At 52.6% G+C, this 15,760-nt stretch carries 13 protein-coding genes; 9 read left to right on the plus strand and 4 right to left on the minus strand.

Annotation, left to right across the window (positions count from 1 at the left end):
- Positions 1-228: 228 nt before the first annotated feature.
- Positions 229-882 carry a tetratricopeptide repeat protein gene (locus tag CA13_RS18005; RefSeq protein ID WP_146398926.1) on the minus strand — a complete coding sequence of 218 codons (654 nt, stop codon included), beginning with the start codon at positions 880-882 and terminating at the stop codon, positions 229-231.
- 134 nt (positions 883-1,016) lie between these two features.
- On the opposite strand from CA13_RS18005, the gene CA13_RS18010 reads away from it, so the two are divergent.
- Entirely contained in the window at positions 1,017-1,757 is a 741-nt protein-coding gene (locus CA13_RS18010; protein WP_146398928.1) for an alpha/beta hydrolase, read from the plus strand.
- A gap of 185 nt (positions 1,758-1,942) precedes the next feature.
- Positions 1,943-3,355: a PQQ-binding-like beta-propeller repeat protein gene (locus CA13_RS18015; RefSeq protein ID WP_146398930.1), complete on the plus strand. Its 1,413-nt coding sequence runs from the start codon at positions 1,943-1,945 to the stop codon at positions 3,353-3,355.
- A gap of 95 nt (positions 3,356-3,450) precedes the next feature.
- Here the strand turns inward: CA13_RS18015 and CA13_RS18020 are convergent, their stop codons facing one another.
- Positions 3,451-4,476 carry a lysylphosphatidylglycerol synthase transmembrane domain-containing protein gene (locus tag CA13_RS18020; RefSeq protein ID WP_146398932.1) on the minus strand — a complete coding sequence of 342 codons (1,026 nt, stop codon included), beginning with the start codon at positions 4,474-4,476 and terminating at the stop codon, positions 3,451-3,453.
- A gap of 123 nt (positions 4,477-4,599) precedes the next feature.
- Here CA13_RS18020 and CA13_RS18025 point away from each other — a divergent pair, with 123 nt between their 5' ends.
- Together CA13_RS18025 and CA13_RS18030 are read left to right on the plus strand one after the other, a co-directional pair.
- Positions 4,600-5,097, plus strand: coding sequence for a hypothetical protein (locus tag CA13_RS18025; protein ID WP_146398934.1), 498 nt, complete (start codon positions 4,600-4,602; stop codon positions 5,095-5,097).
- 71 nt (positions 5,098-5,168) lie between these two features.
- Positions 5,169-6,140 (plus strand): hypothetical protein, encoded by a 972-nt coding sequence (locus tag CA13_RS18030; protein ID WP_419194521.1) that lies wholly within the window; start codon positions 5,169-5,171, stop codon positions 6,138-6,140.
- 11 nt (positions 6,141-6,151) lie between these two features.
- On the opposite strand, the gene CA13_RS18035 is transcribed toward CA13_RS18030, so the two are convergent.
- A complete protein-coding gene (locus tag CA13_RS18035) occupies positions 6,152-8,296 on the minus strand; it encodes a prolyl oligopeptidase family serine peptidase (protein WP_146398936.1) in 2,145 nt (714 codons plus the stop codon).
- A 151-nt stretch (positions 8,297-8,447) separates the two neighbouring features.
- Here CA13_RS18035 and CA13_RS18040 point away from each other — a divergent pair, with 151 nt between their 5' ends.
- From CA13_RS18040 to CA13_RS18055, 4 genes are all read left to right on the plus strand, one after another.
- Complete coding sequence (locus CA13_RS18040; protein ID WP_146398938.1) at positions 8,448-11,006, plus strand: ComEC/Rec2 family competence protein; 2,559 nt, start codon at positions 8,448-8,450, stop codon at positions 11,004-11,006.
- Between the two features lie 140 nt (positions 11,007-11,146).
- Positions 11,147-12,022, plus strand: coding sequence for a cytochrome c biogenesis protein CcsA (ccsA, locus tag CA13_RS18045; RefSeq protein WP_146398940.1), 876 nt, complete (start codon positions 11,147-11,149; stop codon positions 12,020-12,022).
- Positions 12,019-13,302, plus strand: coding sequence for a glutamyl-tRNA reductase (hemA, locus tag CA13_RS18050; RefSeq protein ID WP_146398942.1), 1,284 nt, complete (start codon positions 12,019-12,021; stop codon positions 13,300-13,302). The genes ccsA and hemA overlap by 4 nt, the downstream gene beginning before the upstream one ends.
- Positions 13,303-13,505: 203 nt before the next feature.
- Positions 13,506-14,291, plus strand: coding sequence for a 3-keto-disaccharide hydrolase (locus CA13_RS18055; RefSeq protein WP_146398944.1), 786 nt, complete (start codon positions 13,506-13,508; stop codon positions 14,289-14,291).
- Here the strand turns inward: CA13_RS18055 and CA13_RS35350 are convergent.
- On the minus strand, positions 14,280-14,441 hold the full coding sequence (locus CA13_RS35350) for a hypothetical protein (protein ID WP_419194522.1): 162 nt from the start codon (positions 14,439-14,441) through the stop codon (positions 14,280-14,282). The two genes, CA13_RS18055 and CA13_RS35350, sit on opposite strands and share 12 nt — an antisense overlap.
- Before the next feature lie 149 nt (positions 14,442-14,590).
- Between CA13_RS35350 and CA13_RS18060 the strand changes: the two genes are divergently transcribed.
- A complete protein-coding gene (locus CA13_RS18060; protein WP_146398946.1) occupies positions 14,591-15,754 on the plus strand; it encodes an SGNH/GDSL hydrolase family protein in 1,164 nt (387 codons plus the stop codon).
- Positions 15,755-15,760 lie beyond the last annotated feature (6 nt).

Genomic DNA, 15,760 nt, shown 5'->3' on the forward strand with positions numbered 1-15,760 from the left:
CTAGCGGCGATTTGGTGAGATCCAAACGCGGGGTCTTTCGGGTTACGGTGGATTCTATCGGTTACGTCAAAGTCAGGGGATAGGCGTCTCGGGTGTGATAACAGTTAAAAACCCTTCATCTATGCCGAAACCCAGGAAAAACAGGAACAAGTTTTCCAAAACTCCACCGTTAAGTGGCACAAAAGCGGGACAGTTTGCGGTTTTTTTATGCAAGGTCAGTGGATTGGGTTATGCAGCCGCCGATCGCGAATCAGGCTGCACATCCAAATTCGCTGCTGAGTCTGTCAGATCGGCAGGATTGCTTGCATTCTGTTTCTCATTTTGGTCTGTTTTCGGATGTTCCTCTGATTCCGATTTCGCAGCTATTTGGCGTCTCAATCGCCTTCGCTCCGCATCCAATTCGACCCACCACGCATCGGCAACCTCGAGGCGACTGATTTCGCCGAGTAACAGGTCAGCATCCTCGTAACGACCCTGGTGCCGATAAACGGCACACAACATGATCAGTGCCGGCGGATCGCGAGGTTCAATTGCTAGCACTGTGGTGAGATAGTTCTCGCAGCTCTGCCACTCACCTTTTAGATAAGCCAAATGGGCGTCACCAAATCGATCGGGTTCCTCGCTGACGGTACGCGGGCTGATCAATTCCGGTAATTCACGAAGCCCTCGGGCGACGTAGTAGCCCCAAACGCCGAAGCCGACCAGGGTGCCCATCCAAAACAGCCCGCCGGACAACCAGTCAGGGTAAATCCAACCGACAATCAAGAATAGATTGACGGCTAGGGCGAAGCCAATCGCTAGCGGCAGCGACGCCAAACGGCCACGCCACCAAATTTCCGGCAACCCCGGCCATAAACACGATAGATACAAGCTTGCACTCATAGCGAGTTTCTAAGCGGATTGCACTGTCCGAATCAAGGCTGAAAGGAGAATGCCGTTAGGGCTTTCGCTAGGCACTCACGTTGGTATTTGCTATTTTTCAGCTCGACTTTGCCTTTCTCTTTCGGAACTTCCCAATGCTGAAACCACGTCCTGCTCTCTACGGTTCACTTGATTGTATCGTTGTCGATGGCGGTGATTCCCCATCAATTCCCGTCGTCCTTTGTCACGGCTATGGTGCACCCGGCACCGACTTGGCGGGTTTGGCATTCGAATGGATGTCGTTGCTGGGCGAGGATGCTGGACGATTTCGCTTTATTTTTCCTGCCGCTCCGTTGACACTTGCGGAACTGGGGATGCCCGACGGACGGGCTTGGTGGCCGATCAACATGGCTCAATTGGCCGAATCGATCCAAGCGTCACGTTTCAGCGACATGCATGAGCACGAGCCCGACGGGATTACCGAAGCCCGTGAAAGTTTGTGCAAAGCAATTGCCGAAATCAAAGCGGAGTTGGGTGGTGAGTCGACTCAGCTTGTCCTTGGTGGATTCTCCCAAGGAGCGATGCTTACGCTTGACGCGACCCTTCGTGGCCCGATCGATCCGCCGTCATTGCTGCTGCTCTACTCGGGAACGCTGATATGCAAAGACGAGTGGGAAAAGGCGTTAACGAGACTTAACAACACACGTGTCTACCAAGCGCACGGTACATTCGACCCGATATTGCCTTACCCAAGTGCCGTCGAATTGTCGGAAATTCTCAAAAATGCGGGTGTGAAAGCCGAATTTCACGGATTCGAAGGACCGCACACGATCGATACCGACTCGATCATCCGGACGGCACAACTACTGCGAGAACTTGTCGCCGAATCCCCGTAAAGAAGGAATCCCAATGAAGTTGGTCGGCAAGCGGCCAATTGATGGTTTTACCGGTCCCGGTCTACTGATTCATGACAAAGTGGGCCAGGTTATCTGACTTCCCGATCGGAACTTACGCCATTTGGGTGGGTTTTACCGATAGAATTCTATTGCGTTTTAAACGTGATCTGTCCGGTAACTCCAAAATGGGAACCTTACTCTTGCGACTCATCCTCTCCGTCAGCGTTTGTTGTTTTGCGTCAGGAATCTTGGCACTCGTTCCAGCGTCAGGAGAAGAAATCGTCAAAGATTGGCCCCACTGGCGTGGTCCTGACGGTTCCGGTGTCGCGGTTCATTCCAACCCGCCGACCACATGGAGTGAAACGGAAAATATCAAATGGAAGATCGATTTGCCCGGTGCTGGAAGCTCCACGCCAATCATTTTGGGTGACCGTATCTACGTTAGTACAGCAGTGAAGACCGAGCGAGTCGCCGAAGGAAATGCTGCGAGCGAAGCGTCGGCAACTACCGAAGTGGCACCCCAAGAACGCACCAGTGGTAATCGCCCCGGTCAACGTCGGCGTGGTGGCCGAGGCGGCTTTGGCGGCGGTCGATCGCCAACGAACTATTACGATTTCGTGGTGCTTGCCTTCGATCGTGCCACCGGCAAGGAAATTTGGCAAACGACAGTCACCGAACAAATCCCACACGAATCCGGCCACAACACCAACACGTTTGCTTCCGCTTCGCCGGTCACCGACGGCGAGCGACTTTACGTCTCGTTCGGCTCGCGCGGGGTTTTCTGTTTGGACTTTGATGGCAAGCAACTTTGGGATGTCCAGCTCGGTAAAATGCAAACGCGAGCTCAATTCGGTGAGGGAAGTTCCCCAGCGGTACACGATGGAACTCTTGTTGTGCCTTGGGATCACGAAGGGGATTCGTTCATCGTCGCCCTCGATGCCAAAACGGGGAACGAAAAATGGCGAGTGGCCCGTGACGAGCAAACCACTTGGTCGACGCCGTTAATCACGGAATACGATGGCCGAATCCAAGTCGTCACCAACGGTACCACTCGAGTCCGCAGCTATGACCTTCACAACGGTGAACTGATTTGGGAATGTGGTGGTCAAGCAGGCAACCCCGTCCCGACCCCCGTCCGCTTTGAAGACAATGTCATCGTGATGACCGGGTATCGTGGCAATGCGGTCTACTCGATCCCACTGAGTTCCCAAGGCGACATTACCGGCACCGATGCAATCACTTGGTACAATGAAGATGCCGCCCCATACGTCCCTTCCCCGGTTCTTTACAAAGGCCAACTTTACTTCGTTAAATCCAATAACGGTGTGTTGATATCGCGCGATGCGAAATCAGGCGAGGAGCTGATAGGGCAAACGCGTCTACAGGGCATTTCTATGATGTATGCGTCGCCGGTTGCTGCGGCCGACCATATCTTCTTCACTGGCCGCGACGGAACCACTTTGGTGATCAAACACGGCAATGCTCTCGAGATCGTCGCCACCAACAAACTGGATGACGAGATTGATGCATCGGCTGCCATTGTGGATGACGAGATCTTTTTGCGTGGCAAATCACATCTCTATTGCATCGCCAAATAGCTGGCATATCAGGATTAGGGCCAGCTCCTATCGGCCAGCCGAAACCAATAGGCGGGCGAAACCAATAGGCGGGCGGCGGAATGGGGCCCACTTCGCTAGCTGCTTTTGGTTTCAACATGTTCGGCAGCTTCGATGCTTTCTCGTTCCTCTGCGTTGGCGGTCCAATAAAATAGCGTGCCGATCACGGCCATGACCACCTTGACGATTTCAAAGACCAATGCGACCAGTGTTCCTGATGCGGTCGTTTTGGTCGCAGGAATGATTCGGTAAAGCCACTCGATGGCAGCTTCGTAAACACCTAGTCCCGCGGGAGTGATCGGAAGCGCCGCGGCAAGCATCCCGATTGGCACAATCACAAAATGGTCTAGCAACGTTGGTGGATCGAGGTACAAGCTTTTCGCAATCAGATACATACTGATCACCAATAGCGTGTGAACTCCCAAACTCATCACAATCGCAAAAAAGAAAGCGATCGGATGACGATGAAACATACGCAGCGGTGCGCCCACTTTACCGATCAACGGTCCAACCCAACGCAATCGGCTTCCCCAGCGAACCAATCGATCGACCCCTTTGCCACCAAATACCAACACGCTGAGCACGACGGTCCCGACGCCGACCAGCACCGCGGCGACGAGTTTGATCTGGCCCAGCTGGTCGCGGTTTTCATCGCTCGAACCGGGCGGATCAGCAACCCACATGGCGATTGCGACCAACAATACCAACCCGAATAAACCGACACCGCGGTCAACAAACACCGACGCGACCGCTTCGATTCGTCTGCCTGGACGACGTTTTGCCAAGAAGATGGCTTTGAACAAATCGCCGCCCACACTGCCGGCCGAAATGAAATTGAACAAATAGCAAATCGAGCTGATTCGAAAAGCCTCGACCATGGATAGCGAAATTCCCTGGCACCGAACCAACATGCACCAACGAGCGAACGACAAACTGACGCCACAAAGTGCGACAATCAGCGCGCAGGCGAGCAGCGCGTAATTCTTCGGCTGGAGCGATAATTGGGCCCAGTCGATATGGAAAAAGCCCAGCCATGTAATAATGGCCACAGGGACAGCAAATTTTGCGGCAGTCCAAACGATCGTTTTCGCAGAAGGGTGCATGGCCAGCAGAATAATGGTCCGCGCCCAACTCTCCAAGCGGCAGAATGATAAACTTGGGTGGAAAGCGATTTGCAGACGGTAAACGCCTTGGGGAATGTCCCCAATTCTGTTAGGACGAAGACCATGAACGAAAAGAAAAACGAAGCCGATATTCGAAAGAACGCTCAGATTGAAAGCGAAATAATTGCCAGCCGCGGGTACCGCTTGGCCGACGCAATAGGCCGGATGGGGGGCGAGCGGCTGTTAAAGGGAACTTCGCCAGTTACGACAAAGCAGCGAGCGGAACTCGAAGTCGAACGCTATCTCGAACAAAATTTGATCGATACCGAAGGCGCCCTCGAAATCGTGCTGCTGCGGTGGTACCGAACCAGCGAGACGGTGTACCAATTTGGTTATGAAAAACCAATCGCGGCGCTTGCGGCATTAATCGACCAATTGATTAGCAACGAGCAGCTAAGACGCAATTTTGTCAACGATATCGATTCCCAGTGGGGTCGAATGTATCTCGAACGCCCTCATTTTGAAAAGCCCGACGCTCCCGCCGATCCCGATGACCCCTATACCTACGAATCCGTGCGCATGAAACTGACTCGGCTTCGCGGTACGATCACAGCCGGGTAGTCAAGTTCGCTCTTTACGTCTCGTGGTTTGCTTTGGTACTTCCGGTATCCACCCATGGTCTCGGAGCAAGAATGCAAACGCCACCTGATTATCAACGCCATCTTTTTGTGCTGACTGCTGTTTTAACGATAGTGAGTGGTGTTTTCGCTCAAGACTATAATCCGGCCGTCATTAATAGCCCGGTCGTGATTAACGACTCGATCCAGCAGCGTGTTTCCGGCAATACCGAACGAGCGTACGGGGAGATACCGATAGAGCGTTATCGAAAAAGTTTCTACCAAGGCGCGGAAGTGCTTGGTGGGTATCTCGGTGGTCTTGGCGACAAAGCAGGCGGTATCGATACCACGTTCGAGGAGGCACGCGTTGCCTTTGGCGTGCCGCTTGGCAGTATGGATAACATCCTGGCGCTTCGCCCCTACTTTCGAGCAGATCACTTACGCGGGCCGACCGTGATCGACGCACCCGAGTCGTTGTATAACACTGGCGTCTCGTTATTTAACCAAAAAAAATGGTCCGAACGGTTTTCATCCACCTTGATGCTAACCCCTTCGATTCGCAGCGATTTCACAACAAGTAAAAACGCGTTTCGGTTATTTGGGCTAGGGCTAGTGAATTGGCAAAAGCGTCCCGACTTGAGTCTTTCGCTCGGTGTGGTCTATCTCGGCCGATCCGACTTGCCTCTGCTGCCTGCGTTTGGTGCTACTTGGACTCCGACGCCATGGTGGAAATTCGATGCCATGTTACCGCGTCCACGAATCTCACGTCGACTCTGGAAAAACGGTGGTGAATCCGAAGGTTGGGCTTACTTTGGTGGAACGATTGGTGGCAACACATGGGCTGTGACACGTGACAGTGGTGCCGATGATGAGTTGACGCTCAGCGATTTGCGATTGTTGTTTGGTTTGGAAGAAATCCGACAAGGGAATCGCGGAGGGTTCTTCGAAGCAGGCTACGCATTTAATCGATCGATTGAGTACGAGCAAACCGAAGAGGACATCGACTTGGACGACGCGTTATTCGTCCAAGCCGGATTGAAATTCTAAGCACGTTTAACCTACTTCAGGTTTTCCATCAAGAAAGACCAAGCATCGGCGTACTCGTCGATTTTTTTGCTCACTGGCGTGCCCGCTCCATGTCCAGCGCGTGTTTCGATCCGAATGAGTGTCGGTTGGTCACCGCTTTGTGCCGCTTGCAGTGCTGCAGCGAATTTGAAGCTGTGTCCTGGAACCACGCGATCATCGCGATCAGCGGTGGTGATCAATGTCGCCGGATAGCATGTGCCACTTTTAATGTTGTGGAGCGGAGAATACGAAAGCAAATTTTCGATTTGATCCACCTCATCGCTGCTACCAAACTCCGCGACCCAGGCCCAACCGATGGTGAATTTGTGGAACCGTAACATGTCCATCACCCCAACGCCTGGCAAACAAGCGCCAAACAAATCTGGACGCTGGGTCATGACCGCTCCGATCAACAAACCGCCGTTACTGCGTCCTTGTACGGCTAGCAGATTACTCTTCGTGTAGCCTTGTTTGATCAAGTGTTCCGCCGAGGCGATGAAATCGTCAAAGACATTTTGCTTTTTCAGTCGCATGCCCGCTTCGTGCCATTCACGTCCGTATTCGCCGCCGCCACGAAGATTCGCGACAGCATAGATCCCACCACTTTCGATCCACGCTGCGTTGGCAGGTGAGAACGACGGCGTGATCGAAATGTTGAATCCGCCATAGGCATACAACAACGTTCGGTTGTTTCCATCAAGTTTTGAATCGCGATGCCGGGTCACAATGATCGGTACTTGCGTCCCATCTTTGCTGGTGGCGAACAATTGCTCGGTGATGTAATCGTCCACATTGATCGCAACGTCGGGACGCCGCCAAAGTGAAGTTTTGCCTGTGGCCAAGTCGACGCGATAGATCGCATTGGGAGTGACATAATTGGTAAAGCCGAAAAACGTTTCGGTTGCATCTTGTCGTCCACCGAAGCCAGAGACGGAACCGACACCGGGTAGCGGTAGATCATCGACGTAGTCGCCAGCGATGGAATAGCGAGCGACTCGGCTCTTGGCGTCTTTCAGATATTGCAGGTAAAACGTCTCGCCAAACAAACTGGCAACTTCCAAAACATCCTCGGATTCACCCACGATTTCTTTCCAGTTCGCGCGATCGTGCTTGCCAAAGGTTACCGCGATCACGCGCCGTTTCGGTGCTTCATTGTCGGTTACAAAGTACAAAACATCATTGGTCGATCCAACACATTCATATTCAGCATCGAATCCGGTGATCAAAGGCTCGACGGTTGCATTGGAGTCGGTTAAATCTTTGACAAACACTTGGGACTTTGGTTCGCTTCCTTTCCAATTTTGGATTACGAGGTAGTCTCCATCGTCCGTGACCGCAGGCATGAAACCCCATTTCGGTTCGTCTGGTCGTTCGAAGATCAGTTGGTCTTTGGATTGATCGTCACCGAGGCGATGATAGTACAACTTTTGGTTTTCATTGGTTCCAAGAAGCTCTTCGCCCTCGACCGGTGCAGCATAGCGAGCGTAGTAGAAACCACTAGCGTCCGGCATCCAAGCGATCCCACTGAATTTGACCCACTCAATCGTGTCCGGTAAGTCTTCACCGGTTTCGACATCGCGGATTTTCCACGTACGCCAATCGCTGCCACCATCGGCCAACGCATAAGCACACAGTTTGCCGTCTTTGGTGATCGTGGTTCCCGCCAATGCTACGGTGCCATCTTTGCTCAATTGATTCGGATCGATCAAGACTTCACGCGTAGCATCGAGCGACGCGGCTGTGTAGAGGATACTTTGATCTTGAAGACCGTCGTTGTGGCTATAGAAGTAGCGGTCACCTTTTGCACTGGGCAGTCCAAAACGTTCGTAATTCCATAGTTTTTCGAGTCGCTCGCGCATTGCGGTCCGCTGAGGTAGCGATTGCAGATACCCCTGCGTCACCTTATTTTCAGCCTCAACCCAGGCGGCGGTTTCGTCACTTTCAGTGTCCTCGAGCCAGCGGTAGGGATCGTCGACTTTATTGCCGTGATAGTCGTCGGTCACGTCAATGGACTTGGTTTCAGGGTATTGCATTGCAGCCAGTCGAGAAGGTTGTTCTTGTGCGTAGAGAATCGGGGAAGCCAGAGCAAAGACGCACGCGACCGGGCGAAACATTTGTTTACTAAAAAGGTGTAACATGGGAACTTGTTAATGTTGATTGAGTATTGGAATTTCGCTGGTTTCCAGGCTCCAGTGGCCTAGAGCACGAGCCCGCCGAGCACCTTGGGTGCCTTGAGGCTGGACACCAGCGATCGCATGATTCTATCCGAAAACGCAAAGGGATGGTTCGTTGGCAACGGTTTTGGATGCCATGGTTGATACCGCCGATGATGGGCGATTTGCCGATTTCTGGGCTCGCCATCCGCTGTTGATTCTCGCGATCGGGACGGCAACCGGTATCGCGATCGATGCGGCCGCGGTGGACCTCCTTTCTATCCCTTTTTTATCACGACTAGCGACTTGGATTGTGATTAGCCTTTGCGGTGCGTTGTTGTTCGGATTTACTAGGAACCGGGTTCGCCTTGCAGCGATCGTCGTTCTGTTTTCCGCCTTGGGCGGTCTTTGTCACGCGCACCGCGGTTTTCGCTATGACACATCCCCCGTGCTATCGATTGCCGACGTCGATGGAGAACCGGCGATCATTGACGGAACGATTACTCAGCCGGTGGTGATTCGCCGCAATCCGCTTGGCGATTTACCAAGCCGAAGGGATCAATCGCCTTGGCAGTCGATGATTCGTATCGACATGACAGCGATTCGCAACGGTCATACGTTTGAACCGTGCCGAGGTCATTTGATGGTTGTCAGCAATGGCTTGCTCGAACAATTTCGCCCTGGTGATAAGATCCGCGTTCACGGCCAACTGCAACAAATCAATGCTCCGACGAATCCAGGTGAAATCGATTTTCGAAAGGTATATCGTCACCGTGGCGTCCATGCTCGCGTCGACGTTGACAGCGAAGACCAAATTATCCTCCAAAGTCAGACGTTCCGTTATGGCCGTCCGATTGCAGCGTTGTCGACTCGGAGCCGCGAAATTTTACTTCGGCATGTTGGTGAAACGATGGGACCGTTGGCCGTGGCGCTGGTGATAGGACAACGCGAGTTTGTTGATTCAGAAACGCGTGATTCGCTGCTGGTCACCGGGACGGCTCATCTGCTTAGCGTCAGCGGTTTGCACTTAGCGATCGTGATCGTGTTGGCAAGCTGGACAGCGACCTTGCTTCGTTTTCCACTAACGCTTCGCATCGCCTGGATTTTAGCGGTTTGCTGTCTGTACACAGCGATTACAGGCGGACGACCGCCAGTCATGCGGGCGGCTGTTTTGGTCGCCGTGGTGATGTTGTCGCTTTGGTTTCGGCGTCCCGCCCAACCGTTCAATACGTTGTCGCTCGCAGCGTTGATCCTGATGTTGATCAACCCCGAAAACCTCTTTCATGTTGGTGTTCAATTGTCGTTCCTCGCCGTGGGAACTTTTTTTCTTTGTGGGTTGCGATCGATCGCGTCGTCGCGAGGTGCCGAGGTAGCGATCGAAAACGAATCTCAGCTCGATCAATTGATCCAATCGGCACAGCCCGGGTATTACCGGATAGGAAGTTGGGCTTTGGCAAAAATCGGTCGCGCGGTTTGGTATAGCGGTTGTGTCACTGCGATGAGTCTTCCTTTGGTGTGGCACTATTTCCACGTCGTGTCGTTTGTCAGTGTGGTGACGAATGTCGTGCTCAGTCCGTTTCTGTTTTGGTCCTTGGCGATGGGTGTTGCAACGGTTGTCGGTGGATGGATTTTGGAACCACTGGCCATCATTCCCGGTTACTTATGTGGACTGGGACTTGATGCGATGCGATCGATTATCGATGTCGCAGCGGTCGTTCCGCTTGGTCACTTTTGGCTACCATCGCCGCCGACTTGGTGGGTAATCGTCTTCTATATTGTGATGGTCGGTTCGCTGTTTATCCGCCAGAAGCGAGCGTCATGGTTCCGCTACGGATGGATTCCGGTTTGGGGGCTCGTCGCTTGGATAACGGCGACGACTGCTTCGCCGATCAGCGATGGATCGTTCGAAGCGACATTTGTGGATGTGGGACATGGCACGACGGTGGTGCTTAGAGATTCCGAGGGACATGTTTGGCTTTATGATTGCGGGCGGCTCGCTAATGCCAACGGCAGCAGTCGAGATATCGATTCGACGTTATGGTCGATCGGCGCAACACATCTCGATGCGATCTTTTTGTCACATGCGGATTCGGATCATTACAACGCCTTGCCGGGTGTGTTAAGGCGATTCAGTGTGGAACAAATTGTAACGCCACCGGGAATGTTGACCGAGAATGAAATCGGTTTGATTGCGATTCGCAACGCGATCAAAACGTCGGGGGTACCGACCGTCGAGCTTTTCGATGGTTCGGATGTCACAAGTGAGACAAAAGGCGGGCTCGATGGCAGCTGTTCGATTTTGCATCCGCCGCGATCCGGCATGGATGGAAGCGACAATGCCAATAGTTTGGTGTTGCGAATCGACCATGGTGGAACCGTGTTGATTCTGCCGGGTGACTTGGAGCCACCGGGAACGGAGATGTTAATCAACAAGATGCGTCCGCCGCCCGGAGGCGTCTTGATGGCGCCACATCACGGCAGTTTAACGATGGATGCGGAGTCGATTTTGCAGTGGTCCCGACCGTCGGAGGTGATTGTCAGTGGGGGGAAACGGGCGAAGAAACCAGAGGTTCGACGGATGCTCAATGTTGTCGGATCAGGCGTCCACGTGACCGCTGCGGTAGGGGCGATTCGCGTAACGATCCATGCTGACGGAGAAATCGAAATTGACTCGTGGGCCGATGGCGGTTGGTGACGGCCAAACGCACCGACCGGGCGAAAACAATCTCCACTTCTTCGGTCAGCACTCGGCTGACTTTTTTCGGAAAACGTGTAGGATAGAGGGAAACATGGCATTCCTCGTTCCGCTCTAAATCACCCCCAAAAAACACCACGATGCTCGTCTTTCTCGGCAAGATTAGTGTGACTTGCTTTTTTGCGAGTTACATTGTCGTGCTTATTCTCGAACTACTAAGGTTTTTTGGCAAAATTCCCGGCCGTGGCTTAGCCGTCATCGTGATGATGAGTTTGGGATTGTTCACTCACATTTGTTACCTCGTCCTGCGAGCGGTGGCCCGCGGTGCAACGAGCGACGTTGGAATGTTGGCTAGTTGGTATGATTGGTCGTTATTGGTGGCCCTTGGATTGGCGATCTGTTTTTTGATTTTCTACCTCCGTCGTCCCGATACGGTGATCGGGATCTTCTTCATGCCGCTGGTGCTGGCAACCATTGGGCTCTCGTTGGCGGTTCGTCCGATGGCTCCGTTTTCTCGCTCCGAAGCGGCCGATGTTTGGCGCAGTATCCATGGTATATCGATGGCTGTAGGGGCCGGAGGTGTGTTGATCGGTTTTTTGGCGGGCGTGATGTACTTGGCCCAATCATGGCGACTGAAGAACAAGCGTGCTGGCTCGTCACTACGATTGCCAACGCTCGAAACTTTGGCTCGATTGAATCGACAATGCTTGGTCGTCAGCACGACGGCGGTGGCAGTCGGCGTGATTGCCGGCGCCGTGATGAATTTGAACCGTTGGGGGCAAGTTGGTTGGACGAGCGGTGGAGTGTTATTCAGTTTTGGCCTGTTGCTGTGGCTCACTGTGGCAACATGCGTTGAGTACTTTTATGCTCCGGCTAGTCAAGGACGCAAAGCGTTTTACTTGACATTGGCCAGTTTAGGTTTCTTGGTGTTAGCGTTCTTTGGTGTTCTCAACTCGCCGCATGGACGAACCGTTCCGGTTGATCAAGCGAGCGTGGTATCGGAGGACGCAGCATGAATTTGCAAATGATCGGCTGTAGCCACCAAGATGCAGCGGTTGAGTTCCGAGAACGTATTTCGTTTTCCGGCGACCAGATTGGCAAAGCCCTTCAGGATTTTCGCGTTCGATTTCCCTCATCCGAGATCGTGCTGCTAAGTACGTGCAATCGTGTCGAACTTTATGCTTCGTCCAATGACCAAACCGCCGCCCTCGACCGTGAGGCTGTCGCTGGTTTCTTGGCTGAGCAGCACCAAGTGTCGGCGGACGAAGTCATTGAGCGAATGATTTATCGGATCGGTCCCGAAGCGGTCGAGCATCTCTTTACCGTCGCGGCGAGTTTGGATTCAATGGTCCTTGGGGAAGCTCAGATCTTGTCACAAGTGAAACAAGCCTACGATTTGGCATGCAACAGTGGCTCGGTGGGCCCGCTCACCCACGCGGTGTTTCAAGCAGCCAATCGGACGGCGAAACGCGTTCAGCAAGAAACGTCGATCCACCGGCGCCGCGTCAGTGTTCCGAGTGTTGCGGTGGGCGAAGTCGTCCCCGAAGTCTTCGACTCGCTCAGCGATAAAAACGTCTTGATTTGCGGTGCGGGTGAGATGAGCAAAGAGACGTTGCCGTACCTCAAGCAAGCCGGCGCGACAGGAATCACAATCATCAATCGCTCCGCCGAACGAGCCGATGAATTGGCCCAACGGTTCGGTGCCACATCAGCGCCATGGAGTTTGCTTGAAGAAAAATTGATCGAAGCTGATTTGTTGATTGGTACCACAAGTGCTCAAGAACCGATTGTCGATGCAGCGATGTTCGAAAAAATCGAAAGCAAACGCTATGGGCGAGTGTTGTTGGTTTTGGACTTAGCGGTGCCACGTGACTTTGATCCAAATCTTGGTGAGTTTTCAAATGTTTATCTTTACCAAATCGATGACCTGAAAGCAGCGTGCGAACGCAATCGCCACCAACGGGAAAAGGAGTATCCGAAGGCTCAACGGATCATTGCCGAGGAAACGGAAAAGTTGATCCTTGCCATCAACCACCGTTCGACAGGCCCCGTGATCCAACGGCTTCGAGAAAACGCCGGAGAAATCCAACGCGAGGAACTGAGGCGGTTGCAGAACAAGTTGCAGCAAATGAACGTCGATCAAGCCGTGCTAAGCGAGATTGAAAAATCATTTGGGCGGCTGACCAACAAATTATTGCACCCGCCGCTCGCATCCGTACGAGACGACGCCGCCGAAGGCCACCAAAGAGGCCTGCTCGAGGCGCTGCGACATCTGTTCAAACTCGGGGACGAGTAACGCGAATCAAGTGACGCAGATCAATAGGTGATGTAAAGCGTGCGGTTCGATGCAAAAAAACAACTTGACTCCATTGCGTCCTCAAGTTTGACGTGCCTATTGCAAATCTTCACCGAGACGGTGTTTTGCAGTACACTGTGTCGTAATCCGAATATCTGTCGGTCCGTACTCTGTCGATCCAACCCACCTTTGAGACACTTCTGATGCACATTCATCCAAGACTCGCCGGATTCTTTTTCGCCTGCTCCTGCCTCGTTTTCTTTGCTGTCGCGGCGGCCCCTAATGTTCGAGCCGGTGAGGTGGACCCGCAACAAAGCGATTGGTACCAGAAATACAAATCGCAAGAGAACATCCCTGATGTCGATAAGATGCTCCTTAACACGGATACCGAACCAAACCTGACCGACGGTTTCGAATCGTTATTCAACGGAAAGGACTTGACCGGTTGGACACCAAAAGGAGGCACTTGTAAGTTCGAAGCTTATGATGGAATGATCGTAGGCACGTGTATTCCTAAATCCGACAGCACGTACCTTTCAACAGACCAGTCGGACTTCACCGACTTTATCTTCACGTGTGACATCAAGTGGGAAATCGACGGAAATTCCGGTGTGATGTTCCGGGCGAAAGAGAGAACCGCAGGCGATCGAATTGTGGTTTATGGCCCACAAGCGGAAATGGAAGGAATTACGAATGATCGCGGATGGTCCGGCGGTGTTTACGGCCAAAGTTGTGGTGGTTATTTCTATCCTCTATGGCTGAAAGAGCACGCCGAAGTTCGATCAGCGATCAAGAAAGAGGATTGGAACCGAATTACCATCTCGGCCAAAGGCAACGTGGTTAAAACGTGGGTCAATGGCATTCCCGCAGCCCACTGGATCGGCGATGGAATCTATTCGAAGGGGTTCTTTGGCCTACAAATCCACAAAGGGGCCAAGGGAAAGGTTCTATTTAAGGACATTCGAGTGAAAGACCTTTCATCGGAGTGAAGTGACACGCGATGGCAGCAACCAATGGTCCGACGGACGGTCGGTATCGAGCCATGCTTGTGATCCCCTGACGTCGGCCACGTTTTTTGAATACAGGATTTGCTCAATCACCGTCTTGAAAACGGTGTCACGAATTTTGCGACGCTTCATGTCGTTAAAAACATGAGGGTGATCGTTCCCAGAGTACTTGCGACCGAAAAACGGGAAAATATTCTTGCCCAGAGACGCAGGAATCGATAGTGTGAGGGGTGGTAACAGTTGCCCCTACACGGATTCCCAGTCTCGAGAAAGGGTCTACGATGCGTTGCTTGTATTCTCTAATGGTTATGTTCCTCTGCGGTTCGATGGCTCAGGCTCAACTCAAAATGGGTGCGGTCGGCGACAGTTTGCTTGATGAGCATTTTGACCAAACAGGGTTTGGTGTTTCTCTCGGCTACTCGATGAATGCACTGGAGTTGATGCGTGCCGAGAGTCAAATCGATCTTGGATTAATTGATGATTGGGGTGACACGCGCGGGACGGGATACGAGTACAATTGGGCACTCGCCGGATCGACCACCGGTAGCCTGATTACCAGCGGGCAACATTTGAATTTTGCCGCCCAAATTCCGACGGCTGGAATCACCAAAGCGGTGTTGATCGTCGGTTCGAATGATCTTTTCCCCGCAATACCGAACCTAGATCTTCTAAACGACGGGCCCTCCGGTCCTTACCAAGCGATCTACGAAGGGTTATCGACTACTTCTCAGATTCAAGACTTTGCATCGCAAGCGGTCAATGATGTGATCACGGCAGCGCAGACAATCCGAGCGACTGGGGTGGATCTAATCGTTGCGAGCGCACCAGACTATGGCATCACACCGGTTGCCAAACGATTGTACCCCGATGCAGCACAAAGAGATTTGGTCGATGATGTTATGGAGCTTTACAATGTGAACGCAATCCAGCGACTGACGACGGAAGTCGGTGTCCCAGTTGTCGATCTCTATACGCTGACCAAGGATATGTGGGGTGATCATGGACAGGAAAATAACATCTTCACAATAGGCGGCGTTGACTTTGATCTCGAAGGGACCGGTGGCGTCGATTTGGATCAACTTCTGCAATTGGGGACATTCTCAGGCACGCCAACGGATGACGTTGCAGACGCCTTTGTCCATGATGGTTTTCATCCCAATACGGGTATCAACGGGCTTTTTGCGAATGTCTTCATGACGGCTTTCAATCAAGAGTTCAACGACAATTTCATGCTCTTTTCCGAAGAAGAGATTTTGGCGTTGGGAGGGCCGACTCTGGAAGCACAGTACGATCAGGACACACTCGCATCGTCGCTTGCTGGCAAGTCCTATGCTGACTATGTCATTTCACCCGCTGCTGTTCCTGAGCCGAGGGCCGTTGTGCTATTGGTCGGAATGGCCACCGTAGCAGCGATTCATCGAACAAGAAAAAAGATCAAGGACTGAGAACAG

The sequence above is a fragment of the Novipirellula herctigrandis genome, from assembly GCA_007859835.1.
GTDB lineage: Bacteria > Planctomycetota > Planctomycetia > Pirellulales > Pirellulaceae > Novipirellula_A > Novipirellula_A herctigrandis.